At 71.1% G+C, this 17,999-nt stretch carries 18 protein-coding genes; 8 read left to right on the top strand and 10 right to left on the bottom strand.

The annotated features are described in order from the left end of the window. Positions 1–36 precede the first annotated feature (36 nt). From ACIBF7_RS16940 to ACIBF7_RS16920, 5 genes are all read right to left on the bottom strand, one after another. Entirely contained in the window at positions 37–1,548 is a 1,512-nt protein-coding gene (locus tag ACIBF7_RS16940; protein WP_397197507.1) for an aldehyde dehydrogenase family protein, read from the bottom strand. Between the two features lie 20 nt (positions 1,549–1,568). Beyond that, a complete protein-coding gene (locus ACIBF7_RS16935; RefSeq protein ID WP_397197506.1) occupies positions 1,569–1,925 on the bottom strand; it encodes an aldo/keto reductase in 357 nt (118 codons plus the stop codon). Between the two features lie 298 nt (positions 1,926–2,223). Continuing rightward, positions 2,224–3,270: an alpha/beta hydrolase gene (locus ACIBF7_RS16930; protein WP_148030518.1), complete on the bottom strand. Its 1,047-nt coding sequence runs from the start codon at positions 3,268–3,270 to the stop codon at positions 2,224–2,226. Positions 3,271–3,296: 26 nt separating this feature from the next. Next, positions 3,297–4,277 (bottom strand): zinc-binding dehydrogenase, encoded by a 981-nt coding sequence (locus tag ACIBF7_RS16925; RefSeq protein WP_148030519.1) that lies wholly within the window; start codon positions 4,275–4,277, stop codon positions 3,297–3,299. A 5-nt stretch (positions 4,278–4,282) separates the two neighbouring features. Further along, positions 4,283–5,152 (bottom strand): haloalkane dehalogenase, encoded by an 870-nt coding sequence (locus ACIBF7_RS16920; RefSeq protein WP_397197505.1) that lies wholly within the window; start codon positions 5,150–5,152, stop codon positions 4,283–4,285. A gap of 74 nt (positions 5,153–5,226) precedes the next feature. On the opposite strand from ACIBF7_RS16920, the gene ACIBF7_RS16915 reads away from it, so the two are divergent. Next, positions 5,227–5,724, top strand: coding sequence for a MarR family winged helix-turn-helix transcriptional regulator (locus ACIBF7_RS16915; protein WP_271274879.1), 498 nt, complete (start codon positions 5,227–5,229; stop codon positions 5,722–5,724). Between the two features lie 168 nt (positions 5,725–5,892). Here ACIBF7_RS16915 and ACIBF7_RS16910 read toward each other — a convergent pair whose 3' ends face one another. Beyond that, positions 5,893–6,309, bottom strand: a complete 417-nt coding sequence (locus tag ACIBF7_RS16910; RefSeq protein ID WP_397197504.1) for a hypothetical protein — start codon at positions 6,307–6,309, stop codon at positions 5,893–5,895. A gap of 300 nt (positions 6,310–6,609) precedes the next feature. Between ACIBF7_RS16910 and ACIBF7_RS16905 the strand changes: the two genes are divergently transcribed. Further along, entirely contained in the window at positions 6,610–6,915 is a 306-nt protein-coding gene (locus ACIBF7_RS16905; protein WP_148030523.1) for a hypothetical protein, read from the top strand. Between the two features lie 31 nt (positions 6,916–6,946). Here ACIBF7_RS16905 and ACIBF7_RS16900 read toward each other — a convergent pair whose 3' ends face one another. After that, positions 6,947–8,527 (bottom strand): ABC-F family ATP-binding cassette domain-containing protein, encoded by a 1,581-nt coding sequence (locus tag ACIBF7_RS16900; RefSeq protein ID WP_397197503.1) that lies wholly within the window; start codon positions 8,525–8,527, stop codon positions 6,947–6,949. A 333-nt stretch (positions 8,528–8,860) separates the two neighbouring features. Between ACIBF7_RS16900 and ACIBF7_RS16895 the strand changes: the two genes are divergently transcribed. Further along, on the top strand, positions 8,861–10,462 hold the full coding sequence (locus ACIBF7_RS16895; protein ID WP_397197502.1) for an FAD-dependent oxidoreductase: 1,602 nt from the start codon (positions 8,861–8,863) through the stop codon (positions 10,460–10,462). Between the two features lie 11 nt (positions 10,463–10,473). On the opposite strand, the gene ACIBF7_RS16890 is transcribed toward ACIBF7_RS16895, so the two are convergent. Next, the gene (locus tag ACIBF7_RS16890; protein ID WP_397197501.1) at positions 10,474–10,968 is read right to left on the bottom strand and encodes a hypothetical protein; all 495 of its coding nucleotides are present in this window, start codon (positions 10,966–10,968) and stop codon (positions 10,474–10,476) included. A gap of 159 nt (positions 10,969–11,127) precedes the next feature. Between ACIBF7_RS16890 and ACIBF7_RS16885 the strand changes: the two genes are divergently transcribed. From ACIBF7_RS16885 to ACIBF7_RS16870, 4 genes are all read left to right on the top strand, one after another. Continuing rightward, the gene (locus ACIBF7_RS16885; RefSeq protein WP_397197500.1) at positions 11,128–12,588 is read left to right on the top strand and encodes a hypothetical protein; all 1,461 of its coding nucleotides are present in this window, start codon (positions 11,128–11,130) and stop codon (positions 12,586–12,588) included. Between the two features lie 36 nt (positions 12,589–12,624). Beyond that, on the top strand, positions 12,625–13,524 hold the full coding sequence (locus ACIBF7_RS16880) for a sulfotransferase family protein (RefSeq protein ID WP_397197499.1): 900 nt from the start codon (positions 12,625–12,627) through the stop codon (positions 13,522–13,524). A 97-nt stretch (positions 13,525–13,621) separates the two neighbouring features. Continuing rightward, positions 13,622–15,238 (top strand): sulfatase-like hydrolase/transferase, encoded by a 1,617-nt coding sequence (locus ACIBF7_RS16875; protein WP_397197498.1) that lies wholly within the window; start codon positions 13,622–13,624, stop codon positions 15,236–15,238. 51 nt (positions 15,239–15,289) lie between these two features. Next, positions 15,290–15,772, top strand: coding sequence for a MarR family winged helix-turn-helix transcriptional regulator (locus ACIBF7_RS16870; protein WP_148030530.1), 483 nt, complete (start codon positions 15,290–15,292; stop codon positions 15,770–15,772). Here the strand turns inward: ACIBF7_RS16870 and ACIBF7_RS16865 are convergent. Then, positions 15,769–16,134 (bottom strand): anti-sigma factor antagonist, encoded by a 366-nt coding sequence (locus ACIBF7_RS16865; protein ID WP_148030531.1) that lies wholly within the window; start codon positions 16,132–16,134, stop codon positions 15,769–15,771. The genes ACIBF7_RS16870 and ACIBF7_RS16865 overlap by 4 nt on opposite strands. A gap of 211 nt (positions 16,135–16,345) precedes the next feature. On the opposite strand from ACIBF7_RS16865, the gene ACIBF7_RS16860 reads away from it, so the two are divergent. Further along, complete coding sequence (locus ACIBF7_RS16860) at positions 16,346–17,395, top strand: alpha-hydroxy acid oxidase (protein WP_345482527.1); 1,050 nt, start codon at positions 16,346–16,348, stop codon at positions 17,393–17,395. Here ACIBF7_RS16860 and ACIBF7_RS16855 read toward each other — a convergent pair. Continuing rightward, positions 17,367–17,930, bottom strand: coding sequence for a cupin domain-containing protein (locus tag ACIBF7_RS16855; RefSeq protein ID WP_364232596.1), 564 nt, complete (start codon positions 17,928–17,930; stop codon positions 17,367–17,369). The two genes, ACIBF7_RS16860 and ACIBF7_RS16855, sit on opposite strands and share 29 nt — an antisense overlap. Between the last annotated feature and the right edge of the window lie 69 nt (positions 17,931–17,999).

Below are 17,999 nucleotides of genomic sequence, written 5' to 3'. Positions count from 1 at the left end.
GGCGGGGTGGCTTCTTTTACACCCGGTATTAAGGAACTAGAGCCGGAACCCGTGATCGGGAGTAATCTCCGCCACGTCCATCTGCGCCTTCTGCAGGCGGCCGGAGTGATCCCAGTTCATCGACTGCCAGCGGGTGAACTGGTCGAGCACCCACATCCCCGACTGGCGGCTGCCGTTGCCCGACTTGCCGTTGCCGCCGAACGGCAGGTGCGCCTCGGCCCCGGAGGTGGAGTTGTTGATGCTGACCATGCCCGCCGAGACGCCCTCGCGGAAGGCGAACGCGTGCTTCGGATTCGTCGTGTAGATCGAGCTGGACAGGCCGTATCCCGGCCGGTTGGCCAGCTCGACCGCCTCGGCCATGGTCGAGAACGTGGTGACGCCGACGATCGGGCCGAACGTCTCCTCCAGGAAGATCCGGTCGTCCGGCCGGACCCCGTCGACCACCACCGGGTGGTAGTAGAGCCCGCCCTCGCCGGTGAAGCCGTCGCGCGGGTTGTCCTCGGTGATCCGCCCCGTCGGGCCCGAGACGACCCGGTGGTGGGGCTGGATCCAAGTCAGGTACTCCTCGTACCGGTCGGCGAACTTCCGGTCGAGCAGCGGGCCCGCCAGCACGTCCTCGCGCGGGTCGCCGACGCGGGCCGCCTTCAGCGCCCGTACGAAACGGTCGGTGAAGTCCTGGTGGACGCTCTCGTGCACGATGGCCGTGCCCAGGCTCGTGCAGCGCTGGCCGGCCGTGCCGAACCCGGCGAACAGCGCGCCCTCCACCGCCAGGTCCAGGTCGGCGTCCGGCATGATCACCATCGGGTTCTTGCCGCCCAGCTCCAGGCAGGGCGACTGCAGGTGACGTCCCGCCAGCTCGCCGATCTTCCTGCCGACCTCGCTCGAACCGGTGAACCCGATCTTGTCGACCGTCCTCTCGGTGAGCGCCCGCTCCAGGCCCTCGAAGGTCTGCGCGCCGTCGGCGAAGACCACGTTCAGCACGCCGTCGGGGAGCCCGGCGGCCGCGAACAGCCGGTACATCGCGTGCGCCGACGCGGCGGCGTACTCGGCCGGCTTCCACACCACCGCGTTGCCGCACAGCAGGGCCGGCACCAGGTACCACGACGGGACCGCCACCGGGAAGTTGCCCGCCGTGATCACCGTGGCCACGCCGACCGGGTTGCGGAAGGTGAACAGATTCTTGTCCGGCATCTCCGACGGGACCGTCTGGCCGTACAGCCTGCGCCCCTCGCCCAGGAAGAAGTCGCACGTGTCGACGATCTCCCGCACCTCGCCGAGCGCCTCCGCGTACGGCTTGCCGATCTCCTCGGTCACCAGCGCGGCCAGGCTCTCCGCGTTGGCCTCCACCAGCCGGCCGATCGACGCGATCACCCGGCCGCGCACCGGAGCCGGCACCTTCGCCCACTCCCGCTGGGCGTCCTTGGCGGTACGGCAGGCGGCGGCGAACGTGCCGGCGTCGGCCAGCCCCACCCGGGCCACCGCCTCGTCGAGCCGCGCGGGGTTGGCAGACGTGTACGTGTCCGAGCCGGCGGCATCTTTGCCACCCACGACGGAAACAATCTGACGGGTCACCGGTGCCCTCCTCGTAGCTTCTCCGGACAGACAATCATCTCCCCGGAAAATCCCCAACCCACGAGGCGCAAGCTCCCAAGCACGGTGTCACCGGTGTGCCGGTTCTGCACCGCAGCGACGGGCGCGATCGCCTGAGCTTCGGCGAACTGCGCGGCGTCAACGTCGCTGACGCCCAGGTGCCGGAGCAGCCCTTCCGCGCGGAGCTCGGCCACTACCGCGAACCGTTCGGCGATCGACTCGCCCATCCCGCCGACCCGCAGATATGCCAGGTCGAGCCGGTCCAGGCCGAGAGAGCGCAGATCCGCCTCGACCAGGCCGCGCAACTGATCAGGCGTCGCCTGCTCGCTCGGCACACCGTTGGGTCCGCGCAGCGGCTCGGCCGTAGAAGCCCGCCGTGTCGATGTGGTTCACGCCCAGTTCCACGGCGCGACGCAGTGAACAGCCTGCCCGAGCATCTGAGGCAATCGGCTGTTGCGCGAACAGCAGCAGCCGACAAGGCTCGCCGAGCCCGGTGTCTCGTCCTCGGCTGCCGTGAGAGTGCTCTCGCGCAAGCTTGAGGAAGAGCAGAGCATTGGAGGTGGCTCAAGGGGAGAACCTGGAACTGCGCCGCCGCCTTGAGCTTCCTGCGCCGTCGCTGCCGGGATCCGTTGTTCAAATACTCCGGTCGAGCCAGTTCAGTACGTTGGCGTAGGCAGCAGGAGCGCGACGGTGCAGGTTGATCGCGTGGCCGACGTCGTCCAGCACCACGGCATCCACTCGGGGCGCGGCCGGGTAGAGCGGCCGTTCGTCCGCCGCGAGAGCAGCCGGTGACGTGCAGTCGTTGGCGTCGGCGGCGCAGACCAGCCGGTCCCGGTTGCCGACGACGAACAGCACCGGCACGCGAATCGCCTCTGTCACGCCGGGTGCGCCGGCATCGCCGAGCGAGAAGATCTCGCTCATCGTATTCGTTTCTTTCCTGGCGCTGTCGCGCGCGATGACCTGAGGGTCGGCGCCCGGCACGTAGTACATGACCGCGGGCCGCTGCTCGTCCTTGACCGTCACGTAGCCGTCGTCACCCGGAGGAACCTGCGCGGCCAACCGTGGAACCTCGCTCACCGGCTGGCCGTACCGTCCGGCAAGCTCCGCACCGCTCGGCGACACACGGTGCGCGTTGCCCGTCAGGATCAGCGCGTCCGCGGCCTGGAAGCGCGACGCGGCGAACTTCGCCACTTCAGAGCCGAAAGAGTGCCCGACGAGCACCACATCGGCGAACGCCCGAGGGCCCACCTCGCCCGTCCGCAGCGCCGCCACCACCTGTGCGATGGTCAGCGCGTTGGACTGCAACGTCACATCCTTGCTCGCCGGGTGTGAACTGCGTCCGACTCCGATGCGGTCCAGGTTGAACGTCGCGTAACCGGTCTGGTTCGCCCGCTTGACGTAGGAGTACCGGTGGGCGCGGAAGGGGAAATCCCAGTAGACATGGCTGTAGTTCAGGCCATGGATCAGGACCTGGACCGTTGAGGCGGCACGGCCCGCAGGCGTGCACAGTCGCCCCCAGATGTGATGGCTCCGTGGCTGCCCAGCGGCGATCGACACGGGTACGGTGACGTCCCGGCAGCGCGCGGTGGGCGTGGACGTGTCGGCGCCGGCAGGGGCAGCGGTCACCAGACCAGCCAGCAGGCCGGCCGCGGTGGCCGCGAGAAGGATGCGGTGGAGCACAAGGGTCCCTTTCGTGGGAAGAGGGGTCACGGTCGCAGGACCGTCTTTCCGGTGGTGGCGCGCGATTGCAGAGCGAGGTGCGCGGCGGCGGCGTCCGCCAGGGCGAACCGCCGGCCGATCACGGGGATGAGTCGCTTGCTGATCAGCGCTTCCATGGCGCTGAGCTCCAACGCCCGGATGCCTCCTGGGCGCTGAAGGACTCGGGCCCCGACGGCGGAGGCGGCGCTGATCCCTCGGGCGAACAGGTCGTGGGCCGACAACTCGGTCAGGGATCCCGAAGCGGAACCGAACATCACCAGGCGTCCGGCCACCTCGAGCAGTTCCAGCGCGTCCCGGCCGATCTGGCTCCCGACTCCGTCGAGGACCAGCGTCACCGGCCTGCCCGCCAACGCCTCGCGCACAGCGTCGGGCCAGCCGGGCCGGTTGTAGTCGATGGCGTAGTCGGCGCCCAGCCCGCGGATGAGCGCCACCTTGTCGGGGCCGCCCGCGACGCCGACGACCGTCGCGCCGACGGCCAACGCTGCCTGGAGCAGCAGGGTTCCGATTCCTCCGGCGGCTGCGGTGACCAGGACGACGTCGCCGGCGACCGGGCTCGCGAGTTCGAGGATCGCCATGGTCGTCCGGCCGGTGCCGATCATGGCCACGGCGGAGTCGGCGTCGACGTCGTCAGGCAGGACGTGGAGGGCCGCCGACGGGGCCAGCGCGAGCTCGGCGTACCCGCCACTGGCCAAGCCGAGGTCGGCGACGACGCGTCGGCCGATGAGGTGCGCGTCCGCGCCGGAGCCTATCTCGTCGACGAGTCCGGCGACCTCCCGGCCCGGGGTCATGGGCAGGCGGGGCGCGACCCGCGGCCCGCCTCCTCCTTGGCGGATCACCGTGTCCAGGAGGTGAACACCGGCCGACTCGACCCGGATCCGCACCTCGCCGTCGGCGGGATGGGGATCGGGCACCTCCTCCAACCGGAGTTCCCCGGGGCCGCCGAACGCGTGCTGCCTGATCGCTCGCATCGTGCTCAGCCCTCGCCGCGCAGGTTGTGCTTGACCAGCCAGGCGAGCAGCGAGGCGGCGATGGCCTCGGGCTGATCCTCGGGGGTGTGATGGCCGGCGGGCCCGTGCGTCACGATCTCCAGCGCGGACACGTGGGCGGCGCACCAGTCGATGGTCTCCTTGCCCGTCATCGTGCCCGGTCCGGGCTCGAAGGTGAGCAGGAGCTTGGGCACCTCCGCGCTGTCGGCCAGCCACTCGTCGTAGGCGGCGACCCTGGCCACGACGTCGGCCGGCTCCCCCTCCAGGGGCATCGCCCGCGGCCACTGCAGCAGCGGCAGCCGGCTCTGCCTGGTCGGGTAGGGGCGGCGGTAGACCTCGTGGTCCTCCTCGCTCAGCCCGCCGGCGATGGTGGCAGGAAGCGCCTTTTCGATGAACGCGTTCTGGTCCAGGACCATGGCCTCGCCCACACCGGGCGTGCGCATGGACTCGAACAGCGGGCGGGCACCGGTGGGGAAGTCTGCCCAGGACATCGGCCTGATGATCGTCTCAGTGAACGCGATGCCCCGGACCCGTCCGGGATTGCGGGCGGCCCAGTCGAAGGCCAGGGCGCCGCCCCAGTCGTGACCGACCAGCACGACCTGATCGAGACCGAGCGCGTCGAACCACGCGTCGAGGTAGCGGGCGTGATCGTGGAAGGTGTAGGCGATGTCGGGCTTGCCCGACTCGCCCATGCCGATGAGGTCGGGTGCCAGGCACCGGCCGTACTGGCTGACGGTGGGCAAGATGTGCCGCCACAGGTAGGACGAGGTGGGGTTGCCGTGCAGGAAGACCATCGGCGTCCCCGCGCCGGCCTCCCGGTAGAAGATCGTGGAATCAAGAACATGGGCAGCGGGCATGGCAGGTCTCTCTGCGAAGATGGCATACTAGACAGGTACCTGACCATACTAGAACTAGACAGGTGGCTGTCAATATGAGCCGAGATCCGTCCGCCAAGCGCCTGCGGCTCGCCCTCCTCCTGCGCCTCCTCCACCGCGAATACGCCCATGACATCGAGGCGTCCCTCGCAGAGGCGGGCTTCGGCGACATTCGCTCGGGGGATGCCAAGGTCTTCCCGTTCGTCCCGCCCGAGGGAATAGCGATACGCGAGCTCGCCGTCCAGGCCGGCGTGCGCAAGCAGACCATGGCACAGTCGGTCGACCAGCTCGAACGTGCCGGTTATCTGGAACGCCGCACGAATCCCCGCGATGGCCGGTCACGGTTGATCGTCCTCACGGAACGGGGAAGGGCGGTACGGCCGCTGGCGGCGGGCATGGGAGACAGGATCGAACAGCGGTGGGCCGAACTGACCAGTCCCGAGGAGTTCGAGACCCTCCGCGGCCTCCTGCACCGCCTGCTGGACCGCATCGGCCAGGCGGACCCCGACGCGGCCGCCCGCTTGACGTCGCTCGGCGACAGTCATCTCGACTGACCCCCAACCGTGCACGGTACGGCGGGTGTCGTGCGGGCGCAGGGTGCGCGCTGATGTCTGCCCTTGTCAGTGGGGCGGTCCTGTTCGCGCACGCCATGGTCTGGCCGGACCGGCTCCGAACCGCCCCCTGTGAGCTCCGGCGGCTGAGCCGGTACGGGCTCGGGTGCTTCAGGTGCAGGTGATGGCGATCGGCGTGGTGGCGACGCGCTGGGAGAAGTCGGGCGCCCCGCCGTCCAGGTTGGCGAAGCCGTAACCCATGACGTGGTAGTTCCCCGGCACGCAGGACACCATATTGAGCTTGTAGACGTAGGCGAGGTTGTACTGGTAGATCTCGGCGTAGTTCAGGAAGGTGCCGTCCCGGTACAGGGAGAGGTAGCCGCCGATGAACGAGACCTTCTGGTTGCACGAGACCTCGACGTAGGCGTACACGTTCGTCGTGTACAGCTGGGTCGGGTTGGTGATGGTGATGGTGCAGCTCAGGGCCGAGGCGCTGGCCGCGTTCGCCGCCTGGGCGGGTGACACGCCGAGCGCCAGGGCGGCTGCCGCGCCGAGTGCGAGGGCGCGCCTTGCACGGTGAGGTTTCAAGAAGTCATCTCTCCCTACTGCCTCTGGGGCGGGGGGTTCTTGGGCGAGAGTCACACGACGACCGCGGGTCCGGACAGGCCCATTTCGGGTGGTGACCGGCGCCCTGGTGGTCGTATCGCGGCTTCCGGGCGGCCCGTATCCGCCGGACGACGTCGCCCGGCGGATCAACCGGCCGGTCGCGGGCCTCGTGACGGGGAGCGACGGTGTCGTCGCGGTCGCGTCCGCGCGGCGGTGCGGGTGAAACTTTCACCACCGGCTCGTTCGCCACGGGCGCGCGCCGGTCGCGCTAGCGTGCTGCTTATGATCATCCGTACCTGGAGAGGCTGGACGCGGGCGGCCGACGCGGCCGACTACGAGGCATACCTGATGCGCACCGGATACGCCGAGTACACCGCCACCCCCGGCAACAAGGGCGCCTACTTCACCCGCCGCGACGCCGGGGACCGCACCGAGTTCTTCCTGATCACCATGTGGGACTCGTGGGAGGCGGTGAAGGCGTTCGCCGGTGAGGACCCGTCCGTGGCCGTCTTCTACCCCGAGGACGAGCGCTTCCTGGTCGACAAGGAGCTGACCGTGGACCACTACGACATGTTCGCCGGCACGTAGGACGGACGCATGATCACCAAGACCCCGGCGTTCACCGCTCCTTCCGCAGCCAGCGGGTGATGCCCAGCGTCTCCAGGAACGGCAGGTCGTGGCTGACCACGATCAGCGCCCCCCGGTAGGCCGACAGGGCCTGGGAGAGCTGGCGGACGCTGGACATGTCGAGGTTGTTCGTGGGCTCGTCCAGGAGGAGCAGGTGCGGCGGGGGCTCGGCCGACAGCAGCGCCGCGAGCACCGCGCGGAACCGTTCGCCACCCGACAGCGTGCCCGCCGCCCGCTCCGCCCGCTCGCCCCTGAACAGGAAGCGCGCCAGCCGCGCCCGCACCTCGTTCACCGGCGCTGACGGCGCGAAGCGGCGGACGTTGCCGAGCACGCTCAGCGAGTCGTCCAGCAGGTCGAGCCGCTGCGGCAGATAGCCGGTCGGGACCGGGTGGTCGCCGTCCGCGACGCTCCGCAGCAGGGTCGTCTTGCCGGACCCGTTCGGGCCGACCAGGGCGATCCGCTCGGGGCCGCGGACGACCAGCTCCGCGATCGGCTCGCCGTCCTCCTCAGGCCCGCCGCGCAGCTCGTACAGGCCCGTCAGGTCCGGCAGGGTGAGCACCGTGCGGCCGGCCGGGACCGCCGTCTCCGGCAGGGTGACCCTGATCTCGTCGTCCTCGCGCAGCGCCTGCTCGGCCTCGGTGAGGCGGTCGCGGGCCTGGTCCAGCTTCTCGGCGTGCATGGTGCGGTGCTTGCCCGCCGAGACCTGCGCCGCCCGCTTGCGGCCGCCCATGACGATCTTGGGCTCGCGTTTGGTCGCGTTCATCTTGTTGCCGTACCGGACCCTCCTGTCCAGCTTGGTCTGCGCCTCCTCCAGCTCGCGTCTCTGCCGCCGGACGTCGCCCTCGGCCGCGCGGACCGTGCGCTCGGCGGCCTCCTGCTCGGTCTCCAGCGCCTCCTCGTACGCGGTGAGGTTGCCGCCGAACATCCGTACGGCGCCGTCCCGCAGGTCGGCCACCTGGTCCACGAGGTCGAGCAGGGCGCGGTCGTGGCTGACGACCACCAGCACCCCGGACCAGGAGCGGACGGCGGCGTAGAGCCGGCGGCGCGCGTCCAGGTCCAGGTTGTTGGTGGGCTCGTCGAGCAGCAGCACGTCGGGGCGGCGTACGAGGAGCGCGGCCAGCCCGGTCATGACCACCTCGCCTCCGGACAGCGTGGCGGCGGTGCGGTCCAGGTCCAGGTGGCCGAGGCCGAGCCGGTCGAGTTCGGCGCGGGCGCGCTCCTCGACGTCCCAGTCGTCGCCGATCACGGTGAAGTGCTCGGCGGCGACGTCCCCGTTCTCGATGGCGTGCAGGGCGGCCCGCCGCGCGGTGATGCCGAGCAGGTCGGCGACCGTGCTACCGGTGGCCAGCGGGAGGTTCTGCGGGAGGTAACCGATCTCGCCGGCCACGCTGATCGTGCCCGAGGACGGGCGCAGTTCGCCGGCGATCAGCCGGAGGAGGGTCGACTTGCCCGACCCGTTGACGCCCATCAGGCCGGTGCGGCCGGGGCCGAAGGCGACGTCGAGGTCCGACAGGACGGGCGTGCCGTCGGTCCACTCGAACGAGATGGCGTCACAGACGATGGAAAAAGACATAAGGGCGGCTCCCTGACGTGTCTGGAAATTTCGGGACACGTGGAGACACCGCGCGCGCAGGCCGGGAAGACCGGAAAGGAGATGGCCGAAAGAGAGGCGATCGTCTGAGGTCGGGCATGCGCACAGCGAAATGGCGCGGCGTCTCGGCCTCAGATCTCCAACAGGATCACCTCAGGGGTCGGCGACAAGGACGCCGAAACCATACCCGCTCGACCCTCCGAGATCAAGGGGTGGAGCCATCTCCACCCCCGTCGTGCACCTGAATCCACTCACCGGGCGGGCCGCGATCCCTAGCGTCGTCATCGAGGGCTTCGACGAGACGGGGGACCGGTCATGAGCGAGATCACGCGGCGGCTGTTCATCGGGGCCGGGGCCGCGGCCGGGGGCGTGGCGGCGGCCGGCGGGGTCACGACGCCGGCCAGGGAGGCACCACTGTCAGGACCCGTCGTGGTGCGGCCCGGGGACCCGCGCTACGAGTACCTGGCGGTCCGCAGGACCAACCTGCGCTTCCGGCACGAGCCCGAGTACTTCCACCTGGCCGGCTCCACCGAGCAGGTCGTCAAGGCGGTGCAGGAGGCGGTCCGGGCCGGCCGCAGGATCGCCGTGCGCAGCGGCGGCCACTGCTACGAGAACTTCGTCGGCGACGGCACCGAGGTCGTCATCGACCTGTGTGAGATGTCCGGCGTGTACTTCGACGCCAGGCGCGGCGCGTTCGTCATCGAGGCCGGCGCCACGCTGATGGACGCGTACCGGACGCTCTACCTGGGCTGGGGCGTCACCATCCCCGGCGGCCAATGCGGGGGCGTGGCCGCCGGGGGGCACATCGCGGGCGGCGGGTACGGGCCGCTGTCCCGCCGCGACGGGCTGACCGTCGACCACCTGCACGCCGTCGAGGTCGTGGTCGTCGACCGGGACGGCCGCGCCCGCGCCGTCGTCGCCACCCGGGACCCCGGCGATCCGCACCACGACCTGTGGTGGGCGCACACCGGCGGCGGCGGAGGCAACTTCGGCATCGTCACCCGCTACTGGATGCGCGACCCGCGCGCCCGCGGGAACGACCCGGCCCAACTGCTGCCCAGGCCGCCCCGCACCGTCCTGTCCGGAGTGGCGATCTGGTCGTGGCAGGGGATGGACCGCGCCTCGTTCCGCAGGCTGCTGCGCAACTACGCCGACTGGCACGTCCGCAACAGCGAGCCCGGCAGCCCGAACCTGTCGCTGTGGGGCTCCCTGATGATCCCCGGCAGGCAGGCGGGTGACGACCCGGGCGGGATGATCATGCCCACCCAGCTCGACGGCGACCTGCCCGGTGCCGAGAAGCTGCTGCGCGACCACTTCGCGTTCGTCGCCGACGGGGTCGCGCCGCCGCAGTACGTCCCGCCGCTGGTCCGCCAGCCCTGGTACGAGGCCGTACGGGAGCTCTCACTCGGCGCGGACGCCGAACGGGGCCGGTACAAGGGCAAGTCGGCCTACCTGCGGGAGCGGTTCACCGACGAGCAGGCCGACGTGGCCTACGACCGTCTCGGCGAACCGGGCGAGATCTCCTCCCAGGGCATGCTCTGGCTGCTGTCGTACGGCGGGAAGGTCAACACCGTGCCGCCGGAGGCCACCGCCACCGCCGAACGCCGGTCGGTGCTCAAGGCGCTGCACCTCGTCACCTGGGAGGAGGGCCAGGACGGCGACGCCCGCATGGCGTGGGTGCGCGGCCTGCACAGGGACACGTTCGCGAGCACCGGCGGTGTCCCGGTCCCCGGCGGCAACTGCGGCGGCGCCTACATCAACTACCCCGACAGCGACCACGCCGACCCGGCCTGGAACACCTCCGGCGTCCCCTGGTCCACGATCTACTACGACGGGAACTACGCCCGCCTCCAGCGGGTCAAGCGCCGCTACGACCCCCGAGACGTCTTCCGCCACGCCCTGTCGGTGCGGCCGTAGCCGGCGCCGGGTCAGCCGCCACCCCGGCGCTTGGCCCGGGCGCCGCAGTTGCCGTAGCCGTCGGAGCCGCCGGAGGCGCGGTCGTCGAAGAACACGTGCCAGCCGGTCCTGCCGGTCCGCGTCGTCCCCTCGAAGGCGACGCACTTGTTCCTGGCGTAGGCCTTCACCGGTCCCGCGTAGTACTTGTAGTCACTCTTGTCCTGGTAGGTCCGGTCGGGGGTCTCGACCCAGAGGGTCGCGGTGGTCCAGGTGGGCACTCCCACGTGCCTGGTTTTGATGGTGACGACGCAGTTCTCTCCCGTACGCGCGCTGTAGAGCAGGTGGACGTGGGCCCAGACGACGCCCTCGCGGTCGGTCACCGGCCGGGTGCCGTTCGCCACCTTCCCGAAGCCGGGACCGCACACCTGCTCGGGGGTGTGCCCGCCGTGCGCGGCGGCCGGTGAGGCGGTCAGGGCGGTGGCGAGCAGGGCCGCCGAGACGAGTCCTGCCGTGGTTCTGCTCATCATGAGATGTCCTCCCGAGTCGTGGACGGTGATCACGAGAGTGCGGGGCGGGGCGATTGTCCGGAACCGTCCGGCGTGAAGTGCGGACAACGAGTTTGTCCGTGGACAAACCGGTTCTCGTCAGATGATCATCGGAGAGGGGGCGGGAAGGGGGCGGTCGCGATGGAACGCAGGGCGGGCAGACCCCAGGGCCGGCCGAGAGGGAGCACGGAACAGGCCAACGCGCTGGCGGAGTTCCTGCTCGGGCTCACCGGCGGGACGACTCTCCGCGAGCTGGCCGGGCGTTACCACGTGAGCAAGACGCTCTGGGGCGAGTACCGTTCCGGTGAGAAGATCATCCCGCTGGAGTTGCTGCGGCGGCTGGTACGCGACCGCACCCCGGACGAGCGCACCCGCCGGACGCGCCTGGAGACCGCCGAGCGCCTGCACGCGGCAGCCCTCGCCACAACCCCTCAGCCCTCCACCGCCCTCACGGAACCGTCCTCCGCCTCTCCCTCGTCCGTCGAGGCGGCCCCGCCCGCCGGCCATCCCACGTCCGCCGAACCGGCCCCGCCCGCCGGCCAACCCACGTCCGCCGAACCGGCCCCGCCCGCCGACTCTCCCGCGTCCGTCGAACCGATCGGTCCCGCGGCGGGTGGGGTGCCGGTGGGACGGCGTAGGCGGCGTCCTCTGCTGTTCATCGGCGTCGCCGGGATCGTGGTGCTCGCCGTGCTCGTCGCCCTGGCCGGGTGGGAGCCGCCGAGCGCGCCCGGCGTCCCGGCGAGCGGCGTCGTGACGGCCCCGCCTGCCTCGGGCGCCGGGGTGTTCTCCGTCGGGCCGGGCGGCCGGGGCGTCTTCCGGTGGGACGGCGGCGAGGAGTGGACGAAGATCGGGGACGCCGCGAAACGCCTCTGGGCCGGTCCCGCGGGCCTGTTCGCGACGGGCATGGACGACCGGCTCTACGTGTACGGCGGGAGTCCCGGCGTCTGGTCACCCATCAGCGAGCCGGGCGCCGACTTCGCCGTAGCCGGTCCACGGTTGCACCGGCTGGCCGCGGACCGCCAGTCCGTCCACGTCTGGGACGGGAAGGGCACCTCCTGGACCTGGATCGGCGCGCCGGCGGCACGCCTGTACGGCGGCACGCGAGGCCTGTTCGCCGTCGCCCCAGGCACCGGCTGGATCTGGTTCTACCGGGACAGACCCGGCCACTGGGACTTCGCCGGCACCGAGGGCGCCTCGTTCGCGGTCACCGGCCAGGGCCTGTACGGCCTCACCCCGGATCGCGGCGCGGTGAACCGCTGGACCGAGGGGGAGCCGCCGGCGTCACGGCGGCGATGGGTCCACGCGGCGGGCCCCGCGGGCGAGCTGTACGGAGGCGCCGCGGGCCTGTTCTCCACCGACCCGCCGGGCGCGAGGCTGCGCGTCCTGCCGGAGCCGGGACCGGGGGTCTGGCAGGACATCGGCCCGGCGGGCGCGGAGACGCGGGTGGGCGGCCGGGCGGTGTACGTCCTGACCCGGGATCGTTCGCGGATCCTCCGCTGGACCCGCGACACCGGCGCCTGGCAGCGCATAGGCGGACCCGCCCGGACCCTGGCGGTCTGGGAGGACCCGGAAGGTCAGGCCGAACCTCACAGGGCGGGTTAACCGGGGGTTCACCGGTCACCCGTACGTTGACGGGCCATGAGCTGGAAGTACAGGGCCAACGCGACGCTAGAAGGACTGACCGGTTACACGATCACCCGCGCCGGGAGGCGGCGGGCGGCGAAGGCGCCCGAGCCGAGGCCCGCGCCCAGGCCGGCGCCGGAGACGCAGCGGCTGCCCGACGACGTGGTGCGCGAGCCGGTGGACCCGGCGCACGACCGGCTGCTCCGCGAGCCCGTCTTCCTGCTGTCGTCGGTCCGGTCCGGCTCGACCCTGCTGCGGGTGATCCTGAACTCCCACAGCCAGATCCACTCGCCCATCGAGACGCACTTCCGCCGCATGACCGTGGCGTTCGGCACCGACCCCGTACGGCAGGCGATGCGCCTGCTCGGCCACACGCACGCGGACGTCGAGCACCTCGTCTGGGACCGGCTGCTGCACCGGGAGCTGTCGCGCAGCGGCAAACCGATCCTGGTGGAGAAGACGCCGAGCAACGTGTTCGTGTGGAAGCGCCTCAGGACGTGCTGGCCGGACGCCAGGTTCATCTTCCTGCTGCGGCACCCGATGTCGATCGTGCAGTCCTGGCACGAGGCCGACCCCGTCAAGCGGCCCATGCCGGAGGCCGTGCCGCGGACTCTCGCGTACATGAACCACCTCCAGGAGGCCCGCACCCACCTGGAGGGCCACACCCTGCGCTACGAGGACCTGGTCGCCGAGCCGGAAGGGACGCTGAAGGACCTCTGCGCCTTCCTCGGCGTGTCCTGGGAGCCCGGAATGCTCAACTATGGAGACAAGGATCACGGGACGTTCCAGAAAGGGGTGGGCGACTGGCGCGACAAGATCAAGAGCGGTACGGTCGTCGCTGGCCGCCCGTTGCCCCCAAACGACGAGCTGCCTCCCGAGCTCGAGGAGATCTGCAGGCTCTGGGACTACTGCTGACGAGCGCGGCCATTTCGTTATCCGGCTCCGGCAGAGTTCGCTTGCCGTTCTCCCGTGGTTCGCACCCCGATCTCACACTGCACCAAAGGTGTCCTGCATGATCCCCGCTCCCTCACGTCGCACCCTCCTGGCGGGTGCGCTGGCCGGCCTGTCCGTCCCCGCCGCCGCGTCGCCGGCGCAGGCCGCGCTCGTCTCCCGGCCCAACTTCCTGGTCATCCTCGCCGACGACCTGGGGTGGGGCGAGATCGGCATCAACGGGCAGAAGAAGATCGTCACGCCGAACATCGACCGGCTGGCGGCCGACGGGGTGCGGTTCGAGGCCGCCTACGCGGGGGCGCCGCTGTGCGCGCCGTCGCGCTGCTCGCTGCTCACCGGCCTGCACGCCGGCCACTCCACCGTACGGGAGAACCCGGAGGGCGGACCCCAGCGCGCGCTGCGGGATGGCGACCTGACCTTCGCCGAGCTGCTCCAGCTGGCCGGCTACCGCACGGCGTGCATCGGCAAGTGGGGGTTCGGCCCCGAGCTGCCAGGCCAGCCGTCGCATCCGAACGAGCGCGGCTTCGACGAATTCTTCGGCTACATCAGCCACCGCCACGCCCACCAGTACTTCCCCAGCTACCTGTGGCGCAACGGCGGCAAGGTGCCGATCACCGGGAAGAAGTACGCGCCCGACCTGTTCCTGCGGCAGGCCGTCGACTTCATCAAGAAGCCGTCCGACCAGCCGTTCCTGCTCTTCTTCCCGACGAACCTGCCGCACTCGCCGAGCGAGGTCCCCGGCAACGCCGGCCGCTACAAGGACAAGCCGTGGAGCCGCGCCAACCGGCGCCACGCCGCCCAGGTCACGCTGCTCGACTCGTATGTGGGTGAGCTCGTGGGCGCGCTGCGCGAGGCCGGGGTCGCCGACGACACGATCGTGCTGTTCATGAGCGACAACGGCCCGCACCGTGAGAAGGGCGTGACGCCCCGGCTGTTCGACTCCAACGGCCCCTTCCGCGCCGACAAGCGCGATCTGTACGAGGGCGGCATCCGGGTGCCGCTGATCGCCTGGTCGCCGAAGATGCGCTCCCGGGTGGAGACGCGGCCGGTGGCCTACTGGGACCTGATGCCGACGCTGGCCGACCTGGCAGGGGTGCCGGTGCCCGACGGGATCGACGGCCGCTCGTTCCGCGGCATGCTCAGCGGCGGCTCCGGGCCCGACCACGACCACCTGATCTGGAACCGGCCGCGCAAGGCGCAGGCGATCCGCCGCGGCCGCTGGAAGGCGATCAGGTTCGCGCCCGGCGTCGAGGGCGCGGGCCCCGACGGCAGGATCGAGCTGTACGACCTCGACGAAGACCTCGGCGAGCGGAAGGACCTGGCCGCCATCAGGCCGGACGTGGTCTCCGAGCTGATGGACCTGCTCGACCGGTCGATCGGCCCCGACCCGCGCCGCCCGTACGGGCTCAGGGTGACGGCCTCGGGCGACCGCGTCACCGTGACGCTCGTCAACGGCTCGGCCGTCACGTGGCGCAAGGTGCGGCTCGGGCTGACCCTGCCGCGCGGGGGCAAGGTGACGGCCCGCAGGGAGGTGGCCGAGCTGCTGCCGGGCGAGGAGACCAGCGCGACCTTCCGGGTTCCCGGGCGCGGCCTGGTCACCGGGTCGGCGGCCTTCCGCTCGGGGAAGAAGCGGCACACGTTCCGCAGGACCTACCGCCACCAGCGCAGCCTTGTGTGAAATATCGCATCATTCGGCAGCCCGTGATGTGAAGCGTGTACAAAGAGGGCTATGCCAGAGCGGGCGGACGATCTCTCCGCGGTGATCTCGGCGGTGCTGACGGGCACCCGCCTGCTCGTCGGCATCGCCGCCCGCTCGCTCGGCGCGGTGGCGGACCGGGTCACGCTGTCGCAGTTCAGGATGCTGGTGGTGCTGGCCACCCAGGGGGAGACCAAGCTCGTCACGATGGCCGACCTGCTGAACGTCAACCCCTCCACGGCCATGCGGATGGCCGACCGGCTGGCCGCCGCCGACCTGATCGTGCGCGAGGTCAACCCGCTCAACCGCAGGGAGAGCCTGATGCGGCTCACCCCGGAAGGCCTGCACGTCGTGGACGAGGTGACCGCCCGCCGCCGCGCCGAGATCGGCACGATCGTGGCGCGCATGTCGCCGGAGCAGTGCCGCGCGCTGGTCGCGGCCATGAACGCCTTCAACACGGCGGCCGGTGAGCCTCCCGGGGAGGGCCCGCACCCGCTGGGCTGGCCCGAGGGCTAGGACGTGATCGGTTTGGGCAGGGCGGCGATCGCCTCCTGGACCGTGCCGTACGACCTGAACCGCTTGGTCAGGCCCGTGACGTCGAGCACCCGCTGGACCCGGGGATGGAGCTCGCAGAGGACCAGGACGCCGCCGGACGCCTCGGCCCCGCTCGCCGCCGCGATCAGGACGCTGAGCCCCGACGAGTCGCAGAACTCGACGCCTTTCATGTCGACGACGACCTTCGCGGGCTCGGTGCTCGCGATGGCCTCGGCCATGCAGCGGCCGCACTCGGCGGCCGTAGCGATGTCGAGCTCACCCGACAGGCTGAGGACGGCGGCGCCGCCGTTGGGGGTGATGATCCAGGAGAAGCCGGGCTGCATGTCTCCGCCCTCCTAAAGTGTGACATTTCACCCTTGAGCTCACCATTGCACAATGCAATGAATCCAGGCAGTACCCAAGAAACAACGCCAACATGCGCCGAGTCCCGTTAATCTCGCCGCTGCGCGTCAACGATGTGACTCAGCGCTACTGGAGCGTACGTCCTGCAAGCCACGATTGCCAGCCCCGGCATCGTACGGGCACATTGAGCGCATGGATCCGGTCAACCTGCGCGAGTACGAGCAAGCGGCCAAGGACAGATTAGACCCCGATCTCTACGACTATTTCGCCGGCGGAGCCCAGGACGAGGTGACGCTGCGTGCCAACGAGGCGGCGTTCCGGCGGCTGATGCTGGTGCCCCGGGTGCTGACCGGCGCCGGCGAGCCCGCGCTGGACGTCACGATCCTGGGGCGGACGGCGTCGATGCCGGTGCTGGTGGCGCCCACCGCCTTCCACCGGCTGGCGCACCCGGAAGGGGAGCTGGCCACCGGGCGGGCGGTCGCCGCGGCCGGGGGCATCATGATCACCGCGATGCTGTCGACGGTGGCGATGGAGGAGGTGGCGGCCACCGGCGCCGAGCTCTGGTTCCAGTTCTACCTGCAGCCGGACCCCGGCTACACCGAGCACCTGGTGCGGCGGGCGGAGGCGGCGGGATGCCGGGCGCTGGTGATCACCGTCGACTCACCGGCGCTGCGGACAGGGGAGCGGGCCAGGAGCGCGCTGCTGGAACTGCCGGCGGGACTGTCGTGCCCCAACCTGGGCGGCGACGGTGACATCCGGCAGGTGACGCTCTCACCGGAGATCTCGTGGGAGCACGTGGACCGGCTGCGCAGGACCACCTCGTTGCCGATCGTCCTGAAAGGCATCCTGCACCCGGCCGACGCTGCCCTGGCGGTCGCGCACGGCGCCGACGCGATCATCGTGTCCAACCACGGCGGACGCCAGCTCGACTCCGCCGCCGCCACCATCGACCGCCTCCCGGCGGTCGCCGACGCGGTGGACGGCCGCGTGCCCGTCCTGCTGGACGGCGGCGTGCGGCGCGGCACCGACGTCGTCAAGGCGCTCGCCCTGGGCGCCCGCGCCGTCGCGATCGGCCGGCCCGTGGTGTGGGGGCTGTCGGTGGCGGGCGCCGACGGCGTCGCTCACGTGCTGGCGCTGCTCCGCGCCGAACTGGCCAACGCGCTCACCCTGTGCGGCCTCGGCTCGGCCGGCCAGGTGCCGCGCGACCTGGTGGTCACCGACGGCCCGGCGGCAGCGCCGTGAAGTCGGCGAAGTCGAACCCCGGCGACACCACGCAACTGACCAGGACCTCCTGGCCTTCCGCGGGCCTGGCCGACTGCCACACGCCGCCGGGCACCACGGCCTGCGGCACCTGCCCGCGCTCGACGTCCGGCCCCAGGATCACGCTCTCGTCGCCGATCGTCAGCCGCAGCGGACCGCCCCGGTGCCACAGCCACACCTCGTCGGAGCGCACCATGTGCGGCACCGACTCCTCGCCCGGCCGCAACAGGAAGTAGATTCCGGTCGCGGAGGCGCGGGCGCCCTCGTACCCGTCGGGCCGGAACGTCACCCCGGCCCGCCACGTCTCCCTGAACCACCCGCCCTCAGGATGCGGCAGCAGGTCGAGCGCCCGCGCGACCGGCGGCCGCGGCTCGAACCCCACCGGCGCCCCGGTCACGTCCCGCCGCAGGAACCGCGTCCCGTCGAGCACGAGCTGCCCCTCCAGCCCCCGCGCCAGCGCGTCCTCCTCGCCGGCCACCTCGAACACCGGCCCGTCCGGATAGATCATCAGCTCCATCCGGCAGATTTTACGGGGGCGCGGTCGATCGTCTTCGCACGGTCGCGGAATGTCGGTCGGCGTGGCTAA

Source organism: Nonomuraea sp. NPDC050478, assembly GCF_044458265.1.
Classification (GTDB): Bacteria; Actinomycetota; Actinomycetes; order Streptosporangiales; family Streptosporangiaceae; genus Nonomuraea; species Nonomuraea ferruginea.
Note: the sequence above shows the minus strand (reverse complement) of the source record. Positions and strands in the feature narration are given on the sequence as shown.